Raw genomic sequence first — 25,489 nt, forward strand, 5'->3', positions numbered from 1 at the left:
CCTTCTTCATATACGTCAAGGGATTGTATTGCCGATGAAAATTGCTACCTGGAATGTCAACTCGCTGAAGGTGCGCTTGCCGCAGGTGCTGGACTGGCTGGCGCGCGAGTCGCCGGATGTGCTGGCCTTGCAGGAAACCAAAACCGAGGACCAAACGTTTCCGCTGGCCGACCTGGAGGCGGCAGGTTACTCAGTACGGTATAGCGGGCAGAAGACCTATAACGGCGTCGCGGTGCTCAGCCGGGCGGCCTCGTCGGAACCGGTAATGGACATGCCCGGCCTGGATGATCCCCAGCGCCGCATTCTGGCGGTTACCGTGAGCGATACGCGGATCGTCGATCTCTACGTGCCGAATGGCAGCGACGTCGGCTCCGACAAGTACGCCTACAAGCTGGACTGGTTGGCACGCATGCGGGACTGGCTGGCGGAAGAGTCCACGCGTTACCGGAATCTGGTGGTGCTCGGCGATTTCAATATCGCGCCGGAAGACCGCGACGTTCACGATCCCGCGGCCTGGCGGGAAAAGATACTCTGTAGCACGCCCGAGCGACAGGCTTTCCAGGCCTGGCTCGACCTCGGGCTGGTCGATGCCTTTCGCCGCTTCGAGCAGCCCGAGAAGTCCTTCAGCTGGTGGGATTACCGCATGAACGGCTTTCGCCGCAACCTGGGCTTGCGCATCGACCATATCCTGGTCAGCCCGGTGCTGGCTGAGCGATGTGAGTCGTGCTGGATCGACGTCGAACCGCGCCGGCTGGAACGGCCTTCCGACCATGCGCCGGTGGTTGCGGTTTTCAGGACATAGCGGGCCTGGCCTGGCCGTCGCGATGGGGTGCGACCGGCACCATCCGCGGACCGGGCGGCCGCCGGGCGCCGCCGTGATGGCAGACGCTGCCACCTGGCGGGGGCAGCCATGCGTCGGGATTCCCGTGCCGTGGGGCCGCGCTCATGGCCGGCGGCTTGTTACCGGTGCTCGGGTGGCACACCCTTGAGCCGGATCCGCTTGCCGACCGGCGCGGCCTCCTGCCTGCCGGGCTGGGCATGGTCGCCGCGCTTCTGCCCCCAATGACTGGTGGGGCCGACGATGATCAGGGTCTTGTAGGACAGCGCCTTGCGCCCCGTCTTCCGGCCCGAGTGACGGTCGATGACATCGACCGGCCCATAGCCGCTGTGGCCGACCAGATGGAACAGTTCCTCGGCGCGGTAATCCTCCACGTGCACGCAGCCGTGCGACGCCGCCGCGTGCCCGAGTTCGCGCAGCGACTCGCGGTCCAGCGAGGAATGCAGGGCCATGCCACCGTGGAAGAACACCGCCCACAGCATGGGCGCGTCGTATTTGCTGGACCAGTGGCGCGAGGAAAAATGCTGCGGCCGGAAATAACCCGCGGCGGTTTCATAGCCCTTGGCGCCGGATGAGATCAGCCAGTAGTAGTGCAGGCCGATATCGCGCTTGTAGAGGCGCAGGGTTTGTGCCCTGCCCCAGTAGGGATCGTCGCGCTTGTTGACGATGACGATCAGGTTGTAACTGTCGAAGTCCGGGTTCGCGAGCGGATCCGGCAGGGTATCGGCCTCGGCGCGGTCCGGATCCCGATACGGCGCGAAGGCCTTGGTGACGCCGAACGCGTAATCGGATTTCGCGCCGACATCGGCCTCGTAGCGCGTGGTCGGCTGGCTCCTGGGAAAACCTTCCCAAGGGCCGGGTGGCTCGGGGTAGTCGGTGGCGCCGAGCGTGGCGGACGCAAAGCCCAGGAGCAGGGTGCCGAACCAGAGCGCGACCGGACGCCGGTTGGCAGATGGGCGGACGATTGGCATGGCGTGGCTCCCGGGGTTGGCCTGTCGACAATATACAGGACCGGTCCGGCTTTGCATCAGCCCGGGGGCAGGGCGCGGGCGCAACTCCAGACCTCGATCCGGCTGACGCCCGCCTGGCGCAGCGCGCGGGCGAATTCACCGACGGTCGCGCCGGTGGTGACGACATCGTCAACGATGGCGACATGCCGGCAGGACAGGGGTGCCGCAAGCCGAAAGGCCTGACGGATGTTGCGCCGGCGCTCCCCGGCGCGCAGTTGCGCCTGCGGGTCCGTGGCGCGGACGCGCCGGGCGCAGCGCGTGTCCAGCGGGATGCCGCTCCTGGCGGAGACGATGCGGGCGATTTCCTCGGCCTGGTTGAGGCCGCGCCGGATGAAGCGGCTGCGGTGCAGCGGCACCGGTATCAGCCGCTCGGGAGGCTCGGCCAGTTCTCCCAGGCGCAGGGCCAGCAGTTCGCCCAGCAGACGGGCATAGGCCAGCTGGTTCCGGAATTTGAGCCCCTGGATCAGATGCCGGACGGGCTCCTCGTAACGAAGCGCGGCCCGCAGCCGGTCAAAGGGAGGCGGTCGGCGCTGGCAGGCGCCGCAGGGGCTGGTTGTCGCCGCGGATTGCGGCAGGCCGCACACCGGGCAGGCCGGCGTCAGCCAGGGCAGGGCCGCGAGGCAGGCCGGGCAGATATCCAGTTGCTCCAGACCGCGGTCGCCGCAGAGCAGGCAGGTGGGTGGAAACAGCAGGTTCTGTATAATTCGCGACCAGCTGTCGACGGGCAGCCACATTCCGGGTTGACGGATGTGGCGTGCGCCGGCCGATGTTCTGTCCTGATGCCAATTTCCGGAGCCTTTCTGCATGTCCGCCCAAGCTGCTTCCGTCGCTGCCCCCGAAGCCAACCGCCAGTCCCTCATCGGCGAGCTGCGCCATGACTGGACCGTTCCGGAGGCGCGCGCGCTGTTCGAGCAGCCCTTCAACAATCTGGTCTTCCAGGCCCAGAGCATTCACCGGCGTCATTTCGACCCCAACGAGGTGCAGGTTTCCAGTCTGCTCAGCATCAAGACCGGCTCCTGTTCGGAGGACTGCGCCTATTGTCCGCAGAGCGCCCATTATGACACCGGGGTCGGCAGGGACGGCCTGATGACGGTGGCGGACGTGCTGCAGGCGGCGCGGCAGGCCAAGGCGCAGGGCGCGGCGCGTTTCTGCATGGGCGCCGCCTGGCGCAGTCCCAGCGACCGCGATGTCGAGCGGGTGTGCGAGATGGTCGCGGGGGTGAAATCGCTGGGCATGGAGACCTGCGCCACCCTCGGCATGCTGACCGAGGCGCAGACGCACCGCCTCAAGGCCGCGGGCCTCGACTATTACAACCACAACCTGGATACCTCTGAGGCCTACTACTCGGAGATCATCACGACCCGCACCTACCAGGACCGGCTGGAGACGCTGGAGCGGGTCCGCGAGGCGGGGCTCAACGTTTGCTGTGGCGGCATCGTCGGCATGGGCGAGAGGATCGAGGATCGCGCCGCCCTGCTGGTGCAGCTGGCCAATCTGCCCCGGCACCCCGAGAGCGTGCCGATCAACCTGCTGGTCCAAGTCGAGGGCACCCCGCTCGCCAGCGTGGACACGCTCGATCCGCTGGATTTCGTCCGCACGATCGCCGTGGCCCGCATCCTGATGCCGGCCTCGCGGGTGCGGCTCTCGGCCGGACGCACCGGGATGAGCGACGAGATGCAGGCCCTGTGCTTCCTGGCGGGTGCCAACTCCATCTTCTACGGCGAGCGCCTGCTGACCACCGACAACCCCGTGGCGGACAGCGACCGGCAGCTCTTCCGACGCCTGGGGCTGCGCATGGCGGGTTACTACGCCCAGGCCTGAGGGGCCGGGGCCATCCAGCAGATGTCGTCGGGTTCTCCGAGCGGCCCCGCCATGTTGCGCGACAGATTGGCCGAAATCGAGCGGCGGGGGCTCTATCGCCGCCGCCAGCCGCTGGAGTCGCCGCAGGGCGCCGAAATCCAGGTGGGCGGGCGCCGGCTGGTCAATTTTTGCAGCAACGACTATCTGGGGCTTGCCAATCATCCGGAGGTGGTGGCGGCCATGTGCCGGGGGGCGGCCGAGTATGGCGTCGGCGCCGGCGCGGCACACCTGGTCTGCGGTCACTCTCGTGCCCACCACGCGCTGGAGGAGGCGCTGGCCGATTTCACCGGACGCGAGCGGGCGCTGCTGTTTTCGACGGGCTACATGGCCAACCTTGGGGTCGTGTCCGCGCTGGTCGGGCGCGGTGACCGGGTGTACGAGGATCGCCTGAATCATGCCTCCCTGATCGATGGCGCCCGTCTGTCGGGTGCGCGGCTCAGGCGTTACCCGCACGGCGATGCCGGGGCACTGCGGTCGGTCCTGGAGCATGCCGGGGGCGGCCATGCCCTGATCGCCAGCGATGGTGTCTTCAGCATGGATGGCGATACCGCCCCGGTCGCGGCGCTGGCGACGGCGGCCCGCGCCACCGGAGCCTGGCTGATGATCGACGACGCGCACGGTGTGGGCGTGCTGGGCGAGCGGGGCGGCGGTCTCCTGGACGCCGTTGGCGCAACGCCGGATGATGTTCCCATCCTGGTCGGAACCCTGGGCAAGGCGCTGGGGAGCTTCGGCGCCTTTGTGGCTGGCGCCAGCGAGCTGATCGAATATCTCATCCAGCAGGCGAGAACCTATCTCTACACGACCGCCCTGCCGCCTGCCGTCGCAACGGCCACTCTGGCGGCGCTGGCGCTGGTGCGCCGGGAAAGCTGGCGCCGCGCGCTGCTGGACGAGCGGATTCGCCGTTTCCGGGCAGGCGCCCGCCAGCTGGGGCTGCCGCTGGCGGAATCGGCCACGCCCATTCAGCCCATCCTGGTCGGTGACAATCGGCTGGCCCTGGAGGTCAGCGCGCGCCTGCGCGCGGCCGGTTTCTGGGTCGGCGCCATCCGGCCGCCGACGGTGCCCGTGGGGACGGCCCGTTTGCGGGTGACGCTGACGGCGGCGCATGGCGATGTTCAGGTCGACGGTTTGCTGGAGGCTCTGGCGCGGCTGCCTGGGACCTGCTTTCAAGGCGATGCGATAGCGGTGCGCGGGCCGCGGATGGAGGGGAGTGCGGCGTGAGCGAACGGCTTGCCCATGGCGTTCATGTCGACACCTGCGGTTCCGGCCCGGAGTTGGTGCTGCTGCACGGCTGGGCCATGCACGGCGCCATCTGGCAGGACTTCCTGGAACTGCTGGCATCGCGCTGGCGGATCACGGTGATCGACCTGCCGGGGCATGGCTACAGCGCGCCCCTGGAAGACTATTCGCTGCCGGCCGTGGTCGATGCAGTCGTGGCCGTGGCGCCGCCTTCGGCATACTGGCTGGGCTGGTCGCTGGGCGCCCTGATCGCACTGGGGGTGGCGGCGCGGGACCCCGGGCGGGTGCGGGGACTCGTTCAGCTGGCCGGCACGCCGCGTTTCACGGCCGCGCCCGGCTGGCCCGGCGTGGCGAGCGAGTTGCTGGAGCAGATGGCGGCCAGCCTGGCGGGGGACATCCAGGCCACGCTGCGGCGTTTCATTGGCCTGCAGACCCACGGCATGGATAACCCGAGGGGGGTGGCCAGGCGTCTGGAGGCCCAGCTTACGGCGCGGCCACACGCGGAGGCCGGCGCCCTGCAGGGTGGGCTGAGGCTGTTGCTGGAAGAGGATTTGCGCAGGGTTCAGGCCGACTTTGACGGGCCGCTGGTCAGCCTGCTCGGTGGCCGCGACCGACTGGTGCCGGTGGCGCTGGCCGATGTCCTGCGGGTGCTCAATCCCGGCGCGCGGGTCGAGGTCATCCCGGCCGCGGCGCACCTGCCGTTCCTGACGCATCCCGGGGCATGCCGGCAGGCGCTGGACATGCTGCCGCCATGAGGGCTCTCGACCGTCCGGCCAAGCGGCTGGTGGCACGTTCCTTCGGCATGGCGGCCACGACCTACGATGCCGTCGCAGGCTTGCAGCGGTCGGTGGGAAACGGGTTGCTGGCCAAGCTTGCGCCGTCGGTGCGACCGCGCCGCGTGCTTGATGTCGGTGCCGGCACCGGGTACTTCTCCCTTGCCCTGGCGCACCGCTTTCCGGAGGCGCAGGTGCTGGCGCTGGATATCGCCGAAGGCATGCTGCGGCAGGCCCGTCAGCGCTTCCCGGGCGCCTGCATTGTCGCCGATGCCGAAGCGTTGCCGCTGGCCTCGGCTTCCGTGGATATCCTGTTCTGCAACCTGGCCATCCAGTGGTCTTCCTGCCTGCGCACGACGTTCGCCGAATTCCGCCGGGTGCTGCGTCCCGGTGGGCAGCTGCTGTTCTCCACCTTGGGTTCCGGCACCCTCAGGGAACTGCGTGAAGCCTGGGCCGAGGTCGACGGGCACACCCATGTCAACGAGTTCGCGGATATCGCAATGGTAGCGTCCTGTCTCGAGGCCGCCGGGTGGCCATGCGCCGACCTGCATGGCGAATGCCGCCGTCTGGATTACCCGGACGTGATGTCGCTGATGCGCGAACTCAAGCGCCTGGGGGCCCGCAACCTGACGCCGGATCGGCCGCGGCATCTGACCGGCAAGTCCACGCTGGCACGGATGGTGGCGGCCTATCCCGTAAGTCAGGCGGGCGACAGGGCCGAGGTGGTCGCGAGCTTCGAGGTCATCGCGGGCAGTATCTGGCTCAGGGAGGCGATCCCGGCATGATGCATCGCGGATTCTTCATTACCGGCACCGATACCGGCATCGGCAAGACGCATGTCACGGTCCGCCTGATGCGTCTCTTGCAGGCGCAGGGCTTGCGGGTGGTCGGGATGAAGCCGGTGGCCTCGGGTGCCGAGTGGCGGGCGGGTGGCTGGGTCAACGAGGATGCCCTGGCGCTGCTGCGGGCCGCGTCGGTCCCGCTGCCCTATGACTGGGTCAACCCCTGCGTCTTCGAGGACCCGGTGTCGCCCCATCTGGCGGCCGCAGCCGCCGGCTGCCGGGTCGAGCCGGGGGTGATCGAGGCGGCTCTGGGTCGGCTGTCGGGGCTGGCCGACTGCGTCCTCGTGGAAGGCGTGGGTGGCTGGCTGGTGCCGCTGAACGAGGTGACCGATGTCGCGGGCCTGGCATGCCGCCTGGATCTGCCGGTGATACAGGTCGTCGGGCTGAGGCTGGGCTGTATCAACCATGCGCGCCTGACCCAGGCAGCCCTGCTGGCTTCAGGCGCGCGGATCGCCGGCTGGATCGCCAATCACCTGGAGCCGGAGCTGCCGCATGGCGCCGGTGTCCTGGCGACCCTGACGGACTGCCTGGCGTCCTCGCCGCTGGGCGAGTTGCCGTTTGTGGGGCAATCCGGACACACTGCATCTACCGAGAATGCCCACTGGAAAATTGGTGAAATCTTGCGCCTGCTGGTGCCTTGAGCTAGCATTCCAAAACTTGTATCCAGCCCAAGCTTGGCCATTTGCGGCGTGCATTCGGATGTTTCGCCATTTGTCCAGGGTAGGTCGCACCGCTGGCATGGCGCAGTTTTCGGGTTGTTTCCATGGTTGAATCCGCGCGGGACGAGGCTGATGGCGTCATCCGCTATGTGCTGAGCGCCAACCGCTCGCTGAGCGGTCGGGAAGCCTTCTGGGTGCTGGCTGTCGCTGGCTTGATGGTGATCGGTATCGGCGCCGGTTTTGCGGTCGTCGGGTTGTGGTTGGTCCTGCCTTTCTCGGGGCTGGAGTGGCTGCTGCTGATCTACGCCTTCAGGGCCAGTCTCGATGGCGGGCGCACCCGTGAGGTCCTGACGATCGGGGCGTCGCAGGTGGTTCTGGAGCGGGGGCGCGAGGCACCCGAGACGGTATACCAGTTCCAGCGGGCCTGGCTGACCCTCGAGTGGATCCAGCCGCGGTTCAGAGGTTATCCCGGCCGGCTGGCGTTCCGTTCCCATGGCCGGCAGGTCGATGTCGGCGGTTTCCTGCCCGAGGAGGAGCGGATGACGTTGTTCCGCGAACTCCAACAGATTTTACGATCCTAGTGTCGATCGGATGAATCCTGGCTTTAGATTGTTGAGAGAGGGTTACGTGAAGAACTTGAGAACTTTGCTGGCGGTTGCGGGATCCATGGGCGTCGGCGAAGCCTGTGCCGATTACACGCTCAACCTGACCGAGGGTGTGACAGAACTCAGCCGAGACATCCATGACCTGCACATGCTGATCTTCTGGATCTGTGTTGGCATCGGCGTTCTGGTCTACGGCCTGCTGGTCTATTCGCTGATCCATCACCGCAAGTCCAAGGGTATGGTGCCGGCAACTTTCCACGAGAACACCAGGCTGGAAATTGTCTGGACGGTGATTCCCTTCCTGATCCTGCTCGGCATGGCTGTTCCGGCCACCAAGGTCATGATCAAGACCTACGATACCGCCGGCGCCGATCTGACCGTCAAGGTCACCGGTTACCAGTGGAAGTGGAAGTACGAGTATCTGGACGAGGGGGTCAGCTTCTTCAGCACCCTGGACGCCAAGAGCAATCAGGCCCGGCAGCTGGGTTCCGGCGTCAGCCCGGCATCCGTCGAGAATTACCTGCTTGAGGTCGACCACCCGCTGGTGATCCCGGTCGGCAGGAAAATACGCTTCCTCTTCACCGGCGGCGACGTCATCCACTCCTGGTGGGTGCCGGATCTCGGCTGGAAGAAGGATACGATTCCCGGCTTCATCACCGATGGCTGGGTCAAGGTTGAGAAGCCGGGCACCTACCGCGGTCAGTGCGCCGAACTCTGCGGTCGCGACCATGGCTTCATGCCGATTGTGGTGATCGCCAAGCCGGAGGCCGAGTATCAGCAGTGGCTGGCCGAGCAGAAACGTGGCCATGTGGGTCCGATCAAGTCGGCGGCAGCCGAGGAGGCCACGCCAGCCGAGCCGTCGGCACCTGCCGCCAGTGTGGCGGCGGAAGCCCCGCTTGCCGACGACAAGCGCGCGGTGCTGGCAACTGGCAAGGCCGTATACGAGGCGCACTGCCTGAGCTGCCATCAGGCGAACGGTGAGGGCATCGCCGGCCTGTTCCCGGCCATCAATGGTAGCGCCGTGGCCAGTGGGCCCGTCGAAGCCCATGTCGACCTGGTGTTGAACGGCAAGCCTCCGCTCATGGCTTCTTTCCGCAATATCCTGAAACCCGAGGAGATCGCGGCGGTCATTACCTATCAGCGCAACGCACTGGGCAACAGCACGGGCGATGTTGTCACCGCTGGCGATGTCGCGGCGCGTCCCTAATCCGAACCCATTCCCGAAGAGGTGAATCCTATGTCCGTCACGGCAATTCATGACGATCACCACGACCATGGCCCCGGCAAGGGCCTGATGCGATGGGTGACGACCACCAATCACAAGGATATCGGCACGCTTTACCTGATCACGTCGCTGGTCATGTTCATGGTTGGCGGTGCCATGGCGCTGGTCATCAGGGCCGAGCTGTTCGAGCCGGGCATGCAGTTCGTCGATCCCCAGTTCTTCAACTCGATGACCACCCTGCATGCGCTGATCATGGTCTTCGGCGCCGTGATGCCGGCCTTCGCCGGTCTCGCCAACTGGATGATCCCGATGATGATCGGGGCCCCTGACATGGCCCTGCCGCGCCTGAACAACTGGAGCTTCTGGCTGCTGCCGTTCGCGGCGCTCATGCTGGTCAGCACGCTGTTCATGGAGGGTGGTGCCGCCGCCGCTGGCTGGACCCTGTATCCGCCGCTGGTCCTGCAGACCGGCGCGGCCTTCCCGTTCACGATCTTCACAATCCACATTCTCGGCATCTCGTCGATCCTGGCGGCCATCAACATCATCGTCACCATCCTCAACATGCGCGCACCGGGCATGACGCTGATGAAGATGCCCTTGTTCGTGTGGACCTGGCTGATCACGGCATTCCTGCTGGTTGCCATCATGCCGGTCTTCGCCGGTGCCGTGACCATGCTGCTGACCGACAAATTCTTCGGCACCAGTTTCTTCAATGCGGCGGGTGGCGGTGACCCGGTGCTGTACCAGCATCTATTCTGGTTCTTCGGCCATCCCGAGGTCTACGTGCTGATCCTGCCGTCGTTCGGCATCATTTCCCAGATCATCCCGACCTTTGCCCGCAAGCCGCTGTTTGGCTATAGCTCGATGGTCTACGCGACGGCGTCGATCGGTTTCCTGTCGTTCATCGTCTGGGCTCACCACCAGTACACGGTCGGCATGCCGGTCGAGGGCGAGCTGTATTTCACCTATGCCACCATGCTGATCGCCGTACCGACCGGTGTGAAGGTCTTCAATTGGCTTTCGACCATGTGGCAGGGCGCGATGACCTTCGAGGCGCCAATGCTGTGGGCCATCGCCTTCGTCGTGCTGTTCACCATGGGTGGCTTCACCGGCCTGATGATGGCGATCTCGCCGGCCGACCTGCAGTACCATGATACCTACTTCATCGTCGCGCACTTCCACTATGTGCTGGTGTCCGGGGCTGTCTTTGCCATCATTGCCGCTGTCTACTACTGGCTGCCCAAGTGGACGGGCGTCATGTACGACGAGCGCTTGGCTAAGCTGCACTTCTGGCTGACGACCATTTCCGTCAACGTCTGCTTCTTCCCGCAGCACTTCCTGGGCCTGGCCGGCATGCCGCGGCGGATTCCCGACTATGCCCTGCAGTTTGCCGAGTTCAATGCCTGGTCCAGTGTTGGCGCCTTCGTGTTCGGGTTCTCCCAGTTGATCCTGTGCTATGTCGTCATCAAGAGCATCCGTGGTGTAGGCGAGCCTGTGACCAACGAGGTGTGGGAGGATGCCCGGGAACATGGGCTGGAGTGGAATCTGCCCTCGCCCGCGCCCTACCATACCTGGGAGACGGCACCGGATATTCGCTAGAGCATCGGTTCTGCGTTTGCGGGCTGCCTGAACCACCGGGCGGCCCCTTTCCCGGGATCACCTCACGATGGACCGTCGTAAGAAAAACATAGTACTCGCTGTGCTCATCGGCATCGTTGCCATAGGGCTGTATGTCTATGCGATCTACCGCGTGATGACGGAAGCAGGGGCTGCGCCGTGATCCCGGACCGGAAGAGACCCAGGCATGGACGGGTGATCTGGCCAGTGGTGCTGGTCGTGATCGCCATGTTCGGCTTCGGCTTTGCGCTGGTGCCGCTGTACGATGTCTTTTGCGAGCTGACGGGTCTGAACGGCAAGGTGAAGACCGAGGCGCAGGCTGAGGCGGCGGGCAAGGTCGACACCTCACGGTGGGTGACGGTCGAGTTCGTCACGACCGTGAATGGCAGCATGCCGCTCAAGTTCCGTGCGGAGACCACCAAGCTCAAGGTTCATCCCGGGGAATATCAGACGGTCAGGTTCTACGGAATCAACGAGTCCGGCAGGCGACTGGTGGGCCGGGCCATCCCCAGCATCGCGCCAGGCTGGGCTACCCGGTTTCTGAAGAAATCGGAGTGTTTCTGTTTCAGCGAGCAGGTTTTCGAGCCGCATGAGGAGCGGGCGATGCCGGTGAGATTCGTCATTGATCCGGAGTTGCCGGAGTCGGTGGCCGATCTGTCCTTGTCCTACACCTTTTTCGATATTACCGAATCCCAATCACCGCCCACGAAGAACTAGAGACGAGCAGGGGAAATCATCATGGCTTTACACGGTTCCTACTATCTACCACACAAGGCGACGCAGCCCATTCTCGGGTCCATTGGCCTGTTTGTTTTGCTGGCCGGCTTCTCGAACTACCTCAACGGTTCCGATCTGGGGCCGATGATGATGTGGGCGGGCGGCGGTATCGTTGCCTACATGATGTTCATCTGGTTCGGCTCGGTGATACGTGAGAGCGTCGCCGGCATGTACAACCATCAGGTGGACGTTTCCTTCCGGATGGGGATGATCTGGTTCATCACCTCGGAAGTCTTCTTTTTCGCCGCCTTCTTCGGCGCCCTGTTCTACAGTCGCGTCTACGCATTGCCGTGGATGGCGGGCGAGGGGGCCAACCTTGGCATGGCCACGCATCAGTATCTCTGGGATACCTTCCAGAATGTCTGGCCGACCAACGGCCCGGAGCGTCTGGGTGGCAAGGAGGGCGGCGAGTTCGAGCCGATGGCGGCCTGGGGTATCCCCGCCATCAATACCCTGATCCTGCTCACCAGCGGCGCCACCGTGACCTGGGCGCACTGGGGGCTGCTCAAGGACAACCGTCGCCAGCTGATCATCGGCCTGGCGCTGACCGTCGCGCTGGGCTTCCTGTTCGTGTTCCTGCAGGGCGTGGAGTACCACGAGGCCTATACCGAGATGGGCCTGACCTTGGGCACCGGCATTTATGGCTCCACCTTCTTCATGCTGACCGGCTTCCATGGCCTGCACGTCACCATCGGTGCCATCATGCTGACGGTCGTGCTGTTGCGGAGTCTGCGCGGTCACTTCAGTAGCCACAACCATTTCGCCTTCGAGGCGGCCGCTTGGTATTGGCACTTCGTCGATGTCGTCTGGCTGGGGCTGTTCATTTTCGTTTACTGGCTCTAGGGCTGTTTTCGGCTTGACAAAAAAATCGCGCCTCGGCGCGATTTTTTTGTCTCAGTGCCGGGTTGACATGGGTTTTATGGCCGGCGCGTTTCGAAACAGCGCGCTGACATCCACGCGATCGAAGCGGTAGTGGCGGTTGCAGAATTCGCAGTCAACGGCGATTTCCCCTTCGGTGTCCAGGATGGCCCCGGCTTCGCCGGATCCCATCGCCAGCAGAACGCTCTCGATGCGCGCGCGGGAGCAACTGCAGCGAAAGACCACCGGTTCCGGCTCCAGCAGCCGGACGTGCTCTTCATGGAACAGCCGGTAGAGCAAGGCTTCGTCTGGCAGGGACAGCAGTTCCTGGCGGGTCAGGGTGTCGGCAAGACAGTTGATGCGCGTCCAGTCCTCTTCCCGGGACTCGCCGCCGGGCAGTTTCTGTAGCAACATTCCCGCAGCTCGCCGGCCGTCCGCAAACAGCCACAGGCGGGTCGGCAACTGTTCGGACTGACGGAAGTAATTTTCCAGGGAGTGCGCCAGTGAGCAGCCCTCCAGCGCGACGATACCCTGGTAAGGATCGCGGCCGTCCTGCTGGATGGTCAGAATCAGCCGGCCATCACCGAAACTGCTTGCCAGGGTGCTGCCGGCGGGAATCCCCCGCCAGTGGGCCAGCCCGCGGACAGCCAGCTGATGGGTCGTCTGCGCGACCAGGGTGGTGACGGGCCCGGGGCCCTGAATCTGCAGGATCAGCGATCCCTGAAATTTTATGGTGCCGCCGAGCAATACGACCGCGGCGAGAGCCTGGCCCAGCAGGTTCGCGACAGGCTCCGGATAATCGGTTGTGCCCCTGACAGCCTCGAACGTCGCGGTGAGGTGGATGATTTCGCCACGGATGCCGAGGTTTTCGAAGAAGAAACGTCGAAACTGGTCCTGCTCGTTCATGATCGGATGTCCTGCGGAAGGCTAAACGATTATAGTAGGGTATCGCTGTCGGCCGTTGCCGATTGCCTGGAGGAATCGCCATGTTCGGTTACAAGAGCAAACTCGCCCTGCCCGAGCCATCCCAGGCCTTGCCCGGGAGGGCGGAACCCGTGGCCATCCCGGCTGCGCATCATGTGAATGGCCATCCGCTGCTGCCGCCTTATCCTGCGGATACTTCGACCGTGGTGTTCGGCCTGGGCTGTTTCTGGGGGGCGGAGCGCAAGTTCTGGCCGATTCCAGGCGTCTACGTCACTGCCGTGGGGTACGCCGGTGGTCATACCCCCAATCCCACCTACGAGGAAGTTTGCAGTGGCTTGACCGGCCACGCCGAGGTTGTGAAAGTCGTTTATCAGCCCACAAGGGTTGCCTTCGACAGCTTGCTGAAGGTGTTCTGGGAGTCCCATGACCCGACCCAGGGGATGCGGCAGGGGAACGATATCGGTACCCAGTACCGCTCCGTCATCTATGTGGAAGATGCGTCCCAGATGGAGCGGGCCCGGGAAAGCCTGCATCGCTATCAGGCGGCGTTGACGCAGGCCGGGCGCCCGGCAGGAATTACCACCGAAATCGCGATGGCGCCGCCGTTCTATTTTGCCGAAGGCTATCACCAGCAGTATCTCGCCAAGAAGCCGGCCGGATATTGCGGCCTCGGGGGGCTGAGCGTGCCCTATCCGGCGGTCTCCCCAAAGGAGGGCGCCGCGGCATGAGGTGCGCGGGGTCTGTGACCGGGCCGGGGGCGGGATTCCCGGCATGAGCACGGGGCCGCTTTCCAGCATTCCCACGCCCGCGCACCTGGCACGGGATGCGCGGCAGAACCTGCGCTGGCTGTTCGTGCTGCGTAATCTGATGATCATTGGCGAAGGGCTGATTATCTTCATCAGTCTTTACGGTCTCGAAATCCCGCTGCGCGAGGTGCCGTTGTGGGGCATCCTGACGCTGCTGGGCGTCTTCAACTGGTGGACCTGGCTGCGCCTGGGCTCGATAGAGCCGATCTCCGAGAATGAGCTGTTCATCCAGTTGTCCTGCGATGTACTGGCGATCACCGCCATCCTGTATTTCACCGGTGGCGCCACCAATCCCATCGCCTGGTTTTTCCTCCTGCCGCTGATCATCGCCGCCACCGTGCTGCCCCAGGAGTACACCTGGTACATGGTGATCTTCACGACCGGCTGCTACACGCTGTTGATGAGTTACTACCAGCCATTGCCGGACATCCAGCCGCTGGTCTTCCAGGGCGAGAGCGCGCATGCGATGCATGCGATGCTGCCGGAGCACGATCTGGATCTGCACGTGTTCGGCATGTGGTTCGGTTTCGTCTTCAGTGCCGTGATGGTGGCCTATTTCGTGGTCGAGATGGCCAAGACCCTGCGGGCGCGGGAGCGCAGCCTGGCGGAGGCGCGCGAGCAAAGCCTCCGTAACGAGCGGGTCGTGGCACTGGGCACCCTGGCGGCGGGAGCCGCGCATGAGATGGGCACACCGCTGGGAACCATGGCGATCCTCATCAAGGAAATCGAAAATGAATGCGCCTGCGCCGAGGATGCCGAGCTGGCGGACAAGATGAGGATCCTTCGCGAGCAGGTGGCGCGCTGCAAGCAGGCGCTCTCGGTGATGTCCGCCACCGCCGGCGAAATCCGTGCGGAAAGCGGCCATGTCATGCCGCTCACGGCCTATCTGGACTCGGTGGTTGCCAGTTGGCGCAATCAGCGGCCCGGCATCAAGCTGAGCTATCAGAAGCAGGGATATTCGCCAGCACCGGAGTTTCTTGCCGAGCTGACACTGACCCACGCCCTGGTGAACATCCTTAACAATGCGGCCGAGGTCTCGCCCAAGGGTATTGACCTGCGTGTCTCGTGGGATCAGCAGTCGGTGGTCTTGCGGGTGCTGGACCGAGGGCCAGGGATTGCGCCGACGGTTTCCGAGCAGCTCGGCAAGGCGCCGGTTTCGACCAAGGATCATGGATTGGGTGTCGGTCTGTTCCTGGCCTTTTCCACCATTCATCGCCTGGGTGGCAGCATCGAAATGACCCCGCGTTCGCGGGGTGGCACCCAGACGAGGATTGTCCTGCCCCTGGCGAGCCCCTGGAGAATGGTATGAGCGATACGATGCCCTTGGATGAACCACTGGAGCGCCCTTCTCTCCTGCTGGTCGATGACGATCCGACCTTCTGTGGCGTGCTGGATCAGGCGCTCAGGAAGCGGGGCTATGAGGTGCATGTGGCCACCGATGTGGAGACGGGCATTCGTCTGGCCGAGGAGATCGAGCCCGAGTTTGCCGTCATCGATCTCAGGATCGGGCAGGAGTCCGGTCTGGCGCTGGTCAAGCGGCTGCACGAGCTGGATGCCAACACCCGGATCGTCATGCTGACAGGCTTTGCAAGCATCGCCACCGCGGTGGAGGCCATCAAGCTGGGGGCTGTGCATTATCTGGCCAAGCCGGCGGATACCGACGAGATCGTTTCTGCCCTCCACAAGGAGCAGGGCGACGAGTTCGTCGAGATCAAGGACAAGCCGCTGTCGATCCGCCGGCTCGAATGGGAGCACCTGCAAAAGGTGCTGGTCGAGCATGGCGGCAATATCTCGGCGGCCGCCCGCGCCCTGGGAATGCATCGCCGTACCCTGCAGCGCAAGCTGGAAAAGCGGCCTGTCAAGGATTGAGCCGCCGGTCAACCGATCGCGCTGCCTGAGCTCCGGTCCCTCCTTCCGGCACCTGCCTCCGGCATGCCGTTCCTCCCTGGTATCCCCTGAATCGAGCCTCTTGTGCGTGAGTGAAGGGCTGCCCCGCCTCGTTCTTGCCGTCTGACAGCCGTAATGCCAGCAGATGCCGTCGCATGGCTTGACAGCTGTGGGCGGCGCTATATGATTAGCACTCGCCTGATTTGAGTGCTAACAGGGGGCTCCGGCCGATACCTGTCCGCGCCGAATCCTTACCAAACTACCTGGCACAAGGAGCTATTCATGAAAATTCGTCCCTTGAATGATCGCGTCATCGTCAAGCGTCTGGAGGAGGAGCGTACCTCGCCGGGCGGCATCGTGATCCCCGATTCCGCTGCCGAGAAGCCGGTTCGCGGCGAGGTTGTCGCGGCAGGCAACGGCAAGGTCCTCGACAATGGCCAGGTTCGGCCGCTGGGCGTCAAGGCGGGTGACAAGGTGCTGTTCGGCAAGTATGCCGGCACTGAGGTCAAGGTCGATGGCGAGGAAATCCTGGTCATGCGCGAAGACGACATCATCGCGATCCTGGAAGGCTGAATCCCCGCCCTTCCAATCCCTCAACGATTCAACCGCATTAGGTATTAAGCAATATGGCAGCTAAAGACGTACGATTTGGTGATGATGCCCGTAGCCGCATGATCCGTGGTGTGAACATCCTGGCGCAGGCCGTCAAGGTGACCCTCGGCCCCAAGGGTCGCAACGTGGTTCTGGAAAAGAGCTTCGGCGCGCCGACCGTGACCAAGGACGGTGTCTCCGTCGCCAAGGAAGTCGAACTTGCCGACAAGTTCGAAAACATGGGGGCGCAGATGGTCAAGGAAGTGGCGTCCAAGACCTCCGACATCGCCGGTGACGGCACCACGACCGCCACCGTGCTGGCCCAGTCCATCCTGACCGAAGGTCTCAAGGCGGTAGCCGCCGGCATGAACCCGATGGATCTCAAGCGCGGCATCGACAAGGCCACCGCGGCCGCCGTCGAGGCCATTCACGGCATGTCGGTGCCTTGCGCCGACAGCAATGCCATCGCCCAGGTCGGCGCCATTTCCGCCAACTCCGATGAGGCCATCGGCAAGATCATCGCCGATGCCATGGACAAGGTCGGCAAGGAAGGCGTCATCACCGTGGAGGATGGCTCCGGCCTCGAGAATACCCTGGACGTCGTCGAGGGCATGCAGTTCGATCGCGGCTACCTGTCGCCCTACTTCATTAATAACCAGCAGAGCATGAGCGCCGAGCTGGAGAATCCGCTGATCCTGATCTGCGAGAAGAAGATCTCCAACATTCGCGACATGCTGCCGGTACTGGAAGGTGTCGCCAAGGCAGGTCGTCCGCTGCTGATCATCGCCGAGGATGTCGAGGGCGAGGCTCTTGCCACGCTGGTGGTGAACAACATGCGCGGCATTCTCAAGGTCGCGGCCGTCAAGGCGCCCGGCTTCGGCGACCGCCGCAAGGCCATGCTGGAGGATATCGCCATCCTGACCGGTGGCACCGTGATCGCCGAGGAAGTCGGCCTGTCGCTGGAGAAGGCCAGTATCGAGGATCTGGGTACCGCCAAGCGCGTGCAGATCACCAAGGAAGAAACCACCATCATCGATGGTGCCGGCAGCAGCGACAAGATCCAGGGCCGCATTGCCCAGATCCGCAAGCAGATCGACGAGACGACCTCCGACTATGATCGTGAAAAGTTGCAGGAGCGGCTGGCCAAGCTGGCCGGTGGCGTCGCAGTGATCAAGGTGGGCGCGGCGACCGAGGTCGAGATGAAGGAGAAGAAGGCTCGCGTCGAGGACGCCCTGCATGCGACCCGTGCCGCGGTCGAGGAAGGCATCGTCCCGGGCGGTGGCGTGGCCCTGATCCGTGCCTTGCAGAAAATCCGCGACCTGAAGGGCGCGAACCACGATCAGGATGTCGGCATCGGCATCGCCCGTCGCGCGATGGAAGAGCCGCTGCGTCAGATTGTTGCCAACGCCGGCGATGAGGCCTCCGTGGTCCTCAACAAGGTCGCCGAGGGCAGCGGCAACTTTGGCTACAACGCCGCTACCGGTGAATATGGCGACATGGTGACCATGGGCATTCTGGACCCCGCCAAGGTAACCCGCAGCGCTCTGCAGAATGCGGCATCCGTCGCTGGTCTGATGATCACCACCGAGGCGATGATTGCCGAGGAGCCCAAGGCCGAGGCGCCGATGCCGGGTGGCATGGGCGGAATGGGTGGCATGGACGGCATGATGTAACCGCCGGACATCGCGCCCGAGTGTGGCGAGGCTCCCCTGGAGCCTTGCCCGATCCGATCGAAAGCCCCATCTCGATGGGGCTTTCTGTTGTCCGGCGCAGCCTTGCCGGGTAGGGAATCTCATGGGCGAGCGGCTGCTGATGTGGGCATGGCGATCGATTTTCTTCAGGGGCTTGTCAGGCGTCAAAATTTGTCTATAATGACGGGCTTGATTGCAGGCGCGTAGCTCAGTTGGTTAGAGCACCACCTTGACATGGTGGGGGTCGTTGGTTCGAGTCCAATCGCGCCTACCAAATCTGGAAAAGCATCGCAGCGCGGTGCTTTTTTTGTCCTTGAGGTTTTCTATGCCTGTCATAACGCTGCCAGACGGTTCGCGCCGGGAGTTCGATCATCCGGTCTCGCTCATGGAGGTGGCGGCGTCCATTGGGACTGGTCTGGCCAAGGCGGCGCTTGCCGGCCGCGTCGACGGGAAGCTGGTGGATCTTTCCTGGGTCATCGATGGGGATGCCGAGGTTGCCATCGTCACCGGTCGCGATGTGGAGGGTGTGGAGATCATCCGCCATTCCACGGCCCACCTGCTGGCGCAGGCGGTGAAGTCGCTGTTCCCATCCGCTCAGGTCACCATCGGTCCGGTGGTCGACAACGGTTTCTATTACGACTTTTCCTACGAGCGGCCCTTCACGCCGGATGATCTTGCGGCCATCGAGAGGAAGATGGAAGAGCTGGCCGCCCAGTCGCTCCCGGTGGAGCGGCGGGAAATGCCGCGGGACGAGGCAGTCGACTTCTTCCTCCGGCAGGGCGAGTGCTACAAGGCGGAGATTATCCGCGATATCCCTGCGGATCAGCCGATCTCGCTATATCGTCAGGGGGACTTCATCGACCTCTGTCGCGGGCCTCATGTGCCGGATACCGGCAGGCTGAAGGCCTTCAAGCTGATGAAGATCGCGGGTGCCTACTGGCGCGGCGACTCCCGCAACGAGATGTTGCAGCGCATCTACGGCACGGCATGGGCGGACAGGAAGGAACTCAAGGATTATCTGCGCCGGCTCGAGGAGGCGGAGCGGCGCGATCATCGCAAGATCGGCAAGGCGCTCGATCTCTTCCACATGCAGGAAGAGGCGCCCGGCATGGTGTTCTGGCACCCCAAGGGTTGGGTGTTGTGGCAGATTGTCGAGCAGTACATGCGGGCGATCTTCCGCGATCATGGCTATGCGGAAATCCGTACCCCCCTGGTCGTTTCCCGCACCCTTTGGGAGAAGTCAGGGCACTGGGAAAAGTTCCAGGGCGACATGTTCACCACGGCTTCCGAGCAGCGCGACTACGCCATCAAGCCGATGAACTGTCCCTGTCATGTGCAGGTGTACAACCAGGGGCTCAAGAGCTACCGGGATTTGCCGCTGCGCTTGGCCGAGTTCGGCTCCTGCCATCGCAACGAACTGTCGGGCGTTCTGCATGGTCTGATGCGGGTGCGCGGCTTTACCCAGGATGATGCCCACATCTTCTGTGCGGAAGGGCAGATCCAGTCGGAGGTTTCCTCCTTCATCGATCTCCTGCACCAGGTCTACGCCGACTTTGGCTTCACCAAGGTGCAGGTCAAGCTTTCCACCCGGCCCGTCAACCGGGTGGGTTCGGACGAGGTCTGGGACAGGGCCGAGGCCGCGCTGGAGGAGGCGCTCAACGCCAAGGGGCTGGAGTGGCAACTGCAGCCGGGCGAAGGTGCCTTCTACGGGCCCAAGATCGAATTCTCCCTGTCCGACTGTCTGGACCGGGTCTGGCAATGCGGCACCATCCAGGTCGATTTTTCGATGCCGGAGCGTCTCGGCGCCGTATATGTCGCCGAGGATGGCAGCAAGCGTACGCCGGTCATGCTGCACCGCGCGATCCTCGGATCCCTGGAACGGTTCATCGGCATCCTGGTCGAGCACTATGCGGGGTATTTCCCGCTGTGGTTGGCGCCGGTGCAGGCGATGGTGCTGAATATCACCGACGCCCAGGCGGATTACGCGCGCGGCGTCGAGATGGCATTGCGTTCGCGGGACCTGCGTGCCGAGTCTGACTTGAGAAATGAGAAGATCGGCTTTAAAATCCGTGAGCACTCGATGCAGCGCGTGCCCTATCTCATCATTGTCGGTGAGAAAGAAATTGAGTCCCGGACCGTCTCCCTGCGCACTCAGAAGGGGGATGATCTGGGACTCTTTAGTTTGGATGGGCTGATGGAAAAGCTCTGTGCAGAAGTCAACGAGCGCGTTGCGACCCCTTAACCGTCTTGGGAGGATTTGGTTATCAGTGCCGATAGAAAAGAGCCGCGGCTAAACGACGAGATTCAGTATTCCAATGTTCGCCTGATCGATGCCGACGGCAATCAGGTGGGCGTGGTTTCCAGTCGTGAAGCGCGCCAGATGGCCTATGATGCCGATCTCGACCTCGTCGAAATCTCTCCCGGCGCCGAGCCGCCCGTTTGCCGGATCATGGACTATGGCAAGTTTCGGTTCGAGCAGAACAAGAAACTCGCCGCTGCCAAGAAAAAGCAGAAGCAGATCCAGGTCAAGGAAATCAAGTTCCGGCCGGGTACCGACGTCGGCGATTATCAGATCAAGCTCAAGAATCTGATCCGTTTCCTGGAGGACGGTGACAAGGCCAAGGTTACCGTGCGCTTTCGCGGCCGGGAATTGAGCCACAAGGAACTGGGCATGGAGCTGCTGAAGCAGATCGAGACGGATTTGCAGGAGCATGCCTCGGTGGAGCAGTTTCCCAAGATGGAGGGGCGGCAGATGGTCATGATGCTGGCCCCGAAGAAAAAGAAGTAAACGATTTGTTGTTTGAGTTTTTAGAGCCAACCGGAGAGCGTAATGCCAAAGTTGAAAACCAACCGGGGCGCGGCGAAACGTTTCAAGAAAACCGCATCTGGCGGTTTCAAGTGCAACCACTCGTTCCGTCGTCATATCCTGACCAAGAAGAGCACCAAGCGTAAGCGTCAGTTGCGCAGCCCCAACGCCATTCATGCTTCGGATGTGCGCAGCGCCGCGCGCATGCTTCCGTACAGCTGAGTTTTCTGACCGAAGAGTAAAGAGGGTCCAATGCCTAGAGTAAAACGTGGCGTCACCGCGCGTGCCCGCCACAAGAAAGTCCTCAAGCAGGCCAAGGGGTATTACGGTGCCCGCAGTCGGGTATACCGCGTCGCCAAGCAGGCCGTCATCAAGGCAGGCCAGTATGCCTACCGTGATCGCCGTCAAAGGAAGCGCCAGTTCCGTGCGCTGTGGATCGTGCGCATCAATGCCGCCGCCCGCGAATTCGGGCTGTCCTACAGCCGTTTCATGGCAGGTCTGAGCAGGGCCTCGGTCGTGATCGACCGCAAGGTGCTGGCCGATCTGGCCGTGCGCGACAAGGACGCCTTCGCCGAGCTTGCCAGGATCGCGCAGGGCTGAGCCGTCGGCCCTCCCGGTGGAGCCCCGATTCCGGGTGCTCCGCCACATGAAGTTTTCATCCCCCTCTTCAAGCAGAATTCACTGCCCCGCTTCCCATTATGGTTACCCTTGAGGATGTACTGTTACAGGCGCAAGGGGAGCTTGCCGCGGCATCCACGCTGACGCTGCTGGATCAGGTCCGTGTTCAGTATCTGGGCAAGAAAGGCCTGATCACGGAGCAGATGAAGGCTCTGGGCGGCCTGCCGCCCGAGGCCCGCAAGGAGGCTGGCGCGCGCATCAACCAGGCACGCGACCGGTTTGCTGCGGCGCTGGAGGGGCGCAAGTCGGAGCTCGAGGCCGAGGCGCTGGAGCAGCGTCTGGCCAGCGAAACCCTCGACGTGACCCTGCCCGGACGCGGCCAGCGGACCGGTGGACTGCACCCGGTGACCCTGACCATGCGCCGCATAGCGGCCTTGTTCGAGCGGATCGGCTTCGAGGTCGTCGAAGGTCCGGAGGTCGAGGACGACTACCACAACTTCGAGGCTCTCAACATCCCCGCCTCGCATCCGGCGCGGGCGATGCACGACACCTTCTATTTCGACGCGCATACCCTGCTGCGAACCCATACCTCGCCGGTACAGGTTCGGGTGATGGAAAGCCGCACCCCACCACTGCGGGTCATTGCGCCGGGGCGGGTATACCGCTGCGATTCGGATCTGACACACACGCCGATGTTCCACCAGGTCGAAGGTTTCCTGGTCGACGAGAATGTCAGTTTCGCCGATCTGCGCGGGATTCTGGACGAGTTCCTGCGGCTGTTCTTCGAGAAGGACGTGAAGGTGCGGTTCCGCCCCTCCTATTTTCCCTTCACCGAACCGTCGGCCGAGGTCGACATCGAATGTGTCATGTGCGGCGGCAAGGGTTGCCGGGTGTGTGGGCAGAGCGGCTGGCTGGAGGTCATGGGCTGCGGCATGATCCATCCGCGGGTGTTCGGTTTCGTCGATATCGACCCGGAGCGTTATACCGGCTTCGCCTTCGGGCTGGGTGTGGAGCGCATGGCCATGCTCCGTTACGGGATCAACGATCTCCGGCTGTTCTTCGAGAACGATCTCAAGTTCCTCAAGCAATTCGCCGCCTTCTAGGCGTCCGTTACCCTCATCACCATGCGTTTTAGCGAAGCCTGGCTCCGAAGCTATGTCAATCCGCCCCTGACGACGGGAGAACTGGTGCATCAGGTCACCATGGCGGGCCTTGAGGTTGATAGCGTCACGCCCGCCGCCGGCGCGTTCACCGGCGTCGTGGTGGGGGAAATCCTGGCGGCGGAGCCGCATCCGGGGGCGGATCGGCTGAGAGTCTGCCGCGTCGACGCCGGCCATGCGGAGCCGCTGCAAATCGTTTGCGGCGCCCCCAACGCGCGCGTCGGCCTGCGGGCGCCCTTGGCGCTGGAAGGCGCCGTGCTGCCCGGCGGTATGGCCATCAAGGCATCCCGGCTGCGGGGGGTGCAGTCCTTCGGCATGCTTTGCTCGGCCAGGGAACTCGGCATCGACGAGGATGCCGCCGGTCTCATGGAACTGCCCGGCGATGCCCCGGTCGGCATGTCCCTGCGCGATTACCTGCAATTGGACGATAACCTCCTCGAGGTCGATCTGACGCCAAACCGGGCGGATTGCCTCAGCGTCGAAGGCATTGCCCGCGAGGTTGCGCTGCTCAACGATCTGCCCCTGCAGAGTCCGGCGATCCAGCCGGTCGCGCAGGGGCACGACGCGTGCGTGGGTGTGGCGCTGGAGGCGCCGGAAGCCTGCCCCCGCTATCTCGGCCAGCTGATCCGGCACGTCAACCGTGCGGCGCCCACCCCCCTGTGGATGAAGGAGCGCCTGCGGCGTTCCGGCCTGCGCTCGCTGGATGTAGTGGTGGACGTCACCAACTATGTCCTGCTGGAGCTGGGCCAGCCGCTGCATGCCTTCGATGCCGAGAAGCTGAACGGCGACATTCGCGTCAGGTATGCCCGCGAGGGCGAGACGCTGCGGCTCCTCAACGACCAGGAGCTGACCCTGCATGCCGACACCCTGGTCATCGCCGATCAGACCAGGGCGCTGGCTCTGGCCGGCATCATGGGCGGCAGCGAATCCGCCGTGGGAGCGGACACGCGGCACATCTTTCTCGAATGTGCTTTCTTCACGCCCGAGCGGATCATGGGCAAGGCTCGTCGCTATGGCCTCAATACCGATGCCTCGCACCGTTTCGAGCGTGGCGTCAGCTTCGAGCTGCAAGCGCGCGCCCTGGCCCGTGCCGCCGAGTTGATCGTGGCGCTGGCCGGTGGCGAGGCCGGGCCGGCCGTCGAGTCGCTCAGCGCCGAACACCTGCCGGTTCGCCAGCCGATCCTGCTGAGAGCCAACCGCATCCATCGCGTCCTTGGCCTGGCGATCGCCGCGGCGCGCATCGAAGCCATGCTCGCAGGGCTCGGCATGCGCAGCGAGCCGCATCCGGAGGGCTGGACCGTCGTGCCACCTGCCTTCCGCTTCGATATCGCCATCGAAGCCGATCTGATCGAGGAAATCGGCCGCGTCCATGGCTACGATCACCTGCCGCGCCGGCGCCCGGTCATGGCCGCCGCCATGCAGCCCGCGTCCGAGACACGGCTGTCGCTGGATCGCGTCAAGGACCTGCTGGTTGACCGCGGCTATCAGGAGGCGGTGACCTACAGTTTCGTCGAACCCGGCCTCCAGCGCCTGGTCGAGCCGGACGTGGAGCCCCTGGCGCTGAAGAATCCGATTTCGGCTGAACTCGCCGTCATGCGGACCAGCCTCTGGCCCGGGCTGCTGGATGCGGCCATCAAGAATGCCAACCGCCAGCAGACCCGCATCCGGCTGTTCGAGAGCGGCCTCAGGTTCGTGCCGTCCCACGACGGCCTGTCGCAGTCCAAGGCCATTGCCTGGCTGGCAATGGGGCCCGTGCATGCGGAGCAGTGGGCGGAGAAGGCGCGGATGCTGGATTTCTACGACATCAAGGCCGATGTCGAGGCCCTGGTGTCGCTGACGGGGCGCGTGGATGAACTGCGGTTTGCCGCCGCCGGCCATCCGGCCCTGCATCCCGGGCAGTCGGCCCGGATTTACCTGGGCGAGACACCGCTCGGCTGGCTGGGCATGCTGCATCCTCGCCTGGAGCAGCGTCTGGATTTCGGGCAGCAGCTATTCCTGGTCGAACTGGATCAGGCGCTGCTGCTGAATCGTGCCGTACCCCGGTTCTCGCCGCTCTCGCGGTTCCCGGCCGTGCGTCGCGATCTGGCCCTGCTCGTCGACGACGGCCTGCCGGTGGCCGAGCTGCTGGCCGAGGTCCGGCGGCAGGGTGGCAGCCTCTTGCAGGAGGTCGTGATCTTCGACGTCTACCGCGGAGCCGGCGTCGAGGCCAGCAAGAAAAGCGTGGCCCTGGGCCTGGTGTGGCAGGACGAGGCCGAAACCCTGGTTGACGCCCGTGTCGACGAAGCCGTTGGCCGGGTACTGGCGAGCCTTGCCGAGCGCTGTGGGGCGCGTTTGAGAGATTGATGTGGCGCTGACCAAGAACGACATGATGGAGCGGCTGATCGAGACTCTCGGCCTCAGCCGCAAGGATGCCAAGGATCTGGTCGACCAGTTCTTCGAGGAGATCAAGGCGGCCCTGGGGCGCGGCGAGCCGGTCAAGCTGTCCGGCTTTGGCAATTTCGACCTGCGCGACAAGAACGAACGTCCCGGCCGTAATCCCAAGACGGGCGAGGAAATCCCCGTCTCGGCCCGTCGGGTCGTGACCTTCAAGTCCGGGCAGAAGCTCAAGAGCCTGGTCGAGGCCTTCAACGGGCCGGTTTCGGAAGACCCCTGAGCCTGCGCGAGGGTCGGCCGGCGTTCCTGCCGTGCCGGCTGCGGGTGGACCAA

Annotated in this window: 26 protein-coding genes and 1 tRNA gene; 24 read left to right on the forward strand and 3 right to left on the reverse strand. The window is 64.1% G+C overall.

The window, feature by feature from the left end; genetic code table 11:
• Positions 1-34: 34 nt before the first annotated feature.
• On the forward strand, positions 35-802 hold the full coding sequence (gene xth / locus ACH5N8_RS02010) for an exodeoxyribonuclease III (protein WP_460027967.1): 768 nt from the start codon (positions 35-37) through the stop codon (positions 800-802).
• A gap of 158 nt (positions 803-960) precedes the next feature.
• On the opposite strand, the gene ACH5N8_RS02015 is transcribed toward xth, so the two are convergent.
• Positions 961-1,809, reverse strand: a complete 849-nt coding sequence (locus tag ACH5N8_RS02015) for a L,D-transpeptidase (RefSeq protein WP_460027966.1) — start codon at positions 1,807-1,809, stop codon at positions 961-963.
• A 56-nt stretch (positions 1,810-1,865) separates the two neighbouring features.
• On the reverse strand, positions 1,866-2,582 hold the full coding sequence (locus tag ACH5N8_RS02020; RefSeq protein ID WP_483282303.1) for a ComF family protein: 717 nt from the start codon (positions 2,580-2,582) through the stop codon (positions 1,866-1,868).
• A gap of 70 nt (positions 2,583-2,652) precedes the next feature.
• On the opposite strand from ACH5N8_RS02020, the gene bioB reads away from it, so the two are divergent.
• The 10 genes from bioB (at position 2,653) to ACH5N8_RS02070 (ending at position 12,285) form a co-directional block, all read left to right on the forward strand.
• Entirely contained in the window at positions 2,653-3,669 is a 1,017-nt protein-coding gene (gene bioB, locus ACH5N8_RS02025; RefSeq protein WP_483282304.1) for a biotin synthase BioB, read from the forward strand.
• A gap of 51 nt (positions 3,670-3,720) precedes the next feature.
• Positions 3,721-4,926: an 8-amino-7-oxononanoate synthase gene (gene bioF, locus ACH5N8_RS02030; RefSeq protein WP_483282305.1), complete on the forward strand. Its 1,206-nt coding sequence runs from the start codon at positions 3,721-3,723 to the stop codon at positions 4,924-4,926.
• Positions 4,923-5,699 (forward strand): pimeloyl-ACP methyl ester esterase BioH, encoded by a 777-nt coding sequence (gene bioH, locus ACH5N8_RS02035; protein ID WP_483282306.1) that lies wholly within the window; start codon positions 4,923-4,925, stop codon positions 5,697-5,699. Before bioF ends, bioH begins: the two co-directional genes overlap by 4 nt.
• Complete coding sequence (gene bioC / locus ACH5N8_RS02040) at positions 5,696-6,502, forward strand: malonyl-ACP O-methyltransferase BioC (RefSeq protein ID WP_483282307.1); 807 nt, start codon at positions 5,696-5,698, stop codon at positions 6,500-6,502. The genes bioH and bioC overlap by 4 nt, the downstream gene beginning before the upstream one ends.
• On the forward strand, positions 6,499-7,200 hold the full coding sequence (gene bioD, locus ACH5N8_RS02045; RefSeq protein WP_483282308.1) for a dethiobiotin synthase: 702 nt from the start codon (positions 6,499-6,501) through the stop codon (positions 7,198-7,200). Before bioC ends, bioD begins: the two co-directional genes overlap by 4 nt.
• A 122-nt stretch (positions 7,201-7,322) precedes the next feature.
• On the forward strand, positions 7,323-7,799 hold the full coding sequence (locus ACH5N8_RS02050; protein WP_483282309.1) for a DUF2244 domain-containing protein: 477 nt from the start codon (positions 7,323-7,325) through the stop codon (positions 7,797-7,799).
• 46 nt (positions 7,800-7,845) lie between these two features.
• A complete protein-coding gene (gene coxB / locus ACH5N8_RS02055) occupies positions 7,846-9,030 on the forward strand; it encodes a cytochrome c oxidase subunit II (protein ID WP_483282310.1) in 1,185 nt (394 codons plus the stop codon).
• A gap of 30 nt (positions 9,031-9,060) precedes the next feature.
• Positions 9,061-10,647, forward strand: a complete 1,587-nt coding sequence (ctaD, locus tag ACH5N8_RS02060) for a cytochrome c oxidase subunit I (protein WP_460027957.1) — start codon at positions 9,061-9,063, stop codon at positions 10,645-10,647.
• 177 nt (positions 10,648-10,824) lie between these two features.
• Positions 10,825-11,382, forward strand: coding sequence for a cytochrome c oxidase assembly protein (locus ACH5N8_RS02065; RefSeq protein ID WP_460027956.1), 558 nt, complete (start codon positions 10,825-10,827; stop codon positions 11,380-11,382).
• Between the two features lie 21 nt (positions 11,383-11,403).
• Positions 11,404-12,285: a cytochrome c oxidase subunit 3 gene (locus ACH5N8_RS02070; protein ID WP_460027955.1), complete on the forward strand. Its 882-nt coding sequence runs from the start codon at positions 11,404-11,406 to the stop codon at positions 12,283-12,285.
• Positions 12,286-12,336: 51 nt separating this feature from the next.
• Here ACH5N8_RS02070 and hslO read toward each other — a convergent pair whose 3' ends face one another.
• The gene (hslO, locus tag ACH5N8_RS02075; RefSeq protein WP_483282311.1) at positions 12,337-13,206 is read right to left on the reverse strand and encodes an Hsp33 family molecular chaperone HslO; all 870 of its coding nucleotides are present in this window, start codon (positions 13,204-13,206) and stop codon (positions 12,337-12,339) included.
• Positions 13,207-13,286: 80 nt separating this feature from the next.
• On the opposite strand from hslO, the gene msrA reads away from it, so the two are divergent.
• From msrA to ACH5N8_RS02140, 13 genes are all read left to right on the forward strand, one after another.
• Positions 13,287-13,952, forward strand: a complete 666-nt coding sequence (gene msrA / locus ACH5N8_RS02080; RefSeq protein WP_483282312.1) for a peptide-methionine (S)-S-oxide reductase MsrA — start codon at positions 13,287-13,289, stop codon at positions 13,950-13,952.
• A 43-nt stretch (positions 13,953-13,995) separates the two neighbouring features.
• On the forward strand, positions 13,996-15,339 hold the full coding sequence (locus ACH5N8_RS02085; protein WP_483282313.1) for an ATP-binding protein: 1,344 nt from the start codon (positions 13,996-13,998) through the stop codon (positions 15,337-15,339).
• Positions 15,336-15,899, forward strand: coding sequence for a response regulator transcription factor (locus ACH5N8_RS02090; RefSeq protein WP_460027952.1), 564 nt, complete (start codon positions 15,336-15,338; stop codon positions 15,897-15,899). Before ACH5N8_RS02085 ends, ACH5N8_RS02090 begins: the two co-directional genes overlap by 4 nt.
• Positions 15,900-16,199: 300 nt before the next feature.
• Entirely contained in the window at positions 16,200-16,490 is a 291-nt protein-coding gene (gene groES, locus ACH5N8_RS02095) for a co-chaperone GroES (protein ID WP_460027951.1), read from the forward strand.
• Positions 16,491-16,543: 53 nt separating this feature from the next.
• Positions 16,544-18,181 (forward strand): chaperonin GroEL, encoded by a 1,638-nt coding sequence (gene groL / locus ACH5N8_RS02100; RefSeq protein WP_460027950.1) that lies wholly within the window; start codon positions 16,544-16,546, stop codon positions 18,179-18,181.
• A gap of 215 nt (positions 18,182-18,396) precedes the next feature.
• Positions 18,397-18,473 (forward strand) — tRNA-Val (locus ACH5N8_RS02105).
• A 51-nt stretch (positions 18,474-18,524) separates the two neighbouring features.
• Positions 18,525-20,441, forward strand: coding sequence for a threonine--tRNA ligase (gene thrS / locus ACH5N8_RS02110; protein WP_483282314.1), 1,917 nt, complete (start codon positions 18,525-18,527; stop codon positions 20,439-20,441).
• Between the two features lie 15 nt (positions 20,442-20,456).
• Positions 20,457-20,987, forward strand: a complete 531-nt coding sequence (infC, locus tag ACH5N8_RS02115) for a translation initiation factor IF-3 (protein ID WP_460027948.1) — start codon at positions 20,457-20,459, stop codon at positions 20,985-20,987.
• Positions 20,988-21,029: 42 nt separating this feature from the next.
• Positions 21,030-21,227, forward strand: coding sequence for a 50S ribosomal protein L35 (gene rpmI, locus ACH5N8_RS02120; protein WP_460027947.1), 198 nt, complete (start codon positions 21,030-21,032; stop codon positions 21,225-21,227).
• 30 nt (positions 21,228-21,257) lie between these two features.
• A complete protein-coding gene (gene rplT / locus ACH5N8_RS02125) occupies positions 21,258-21,605 on the forward strand; it encodes a 50S ribosomal protein L20 (RefSeq protein WP_460027946.1) in 348 nt (115 codons plus the stop codon).
• A gap of 98 nt (positions 21,606-21,703) precedes the next feature.
• Positions 21,704-22,726: a phenylalanine--tRNA ligase subunit alpha gene (gene pheS, locus ACH5N8_RS02130; protein ID WP_483282315.1), complete on the forward strand. Its 1,023-nt coding sequence runs from the start codon at positions 21,704-21,706 to the stop codon at positions 22,724-22,726.
• A gap of 21 nt (positions 22,727-22,747) precedes the next feature.
• On the forward strand, positions 22,748-25,126 hold the full coding sequence (gene pheT / locus ACH5N8_RS02135) for a phenylalanine--tRNA ligase subunit beta (RefSeq protein ID WP_483282316.1): 2,379 nt from the start codon (positions 22,748-22,750) through the stop codon (positions 25,124-25,126).
• A 1-nt stretch (position 25,127) separates the two neighbouring features.
• Positions 25,128-25,436, forward strand: coding sequence for an integration host factor subunit alpha (locus ACH5N8_RS02140; protein ID WP_460027943.1), 309 nt, complete (start codon positions 25,128-25,130; stop codon positions 25,434-25,436).
• Positions 25,437-25,489 lie beyond the last annotated feature (53 nt).

It is taken from the genome of Methyloparacoccus sp. NF-16, assembly GCF_056880625.1.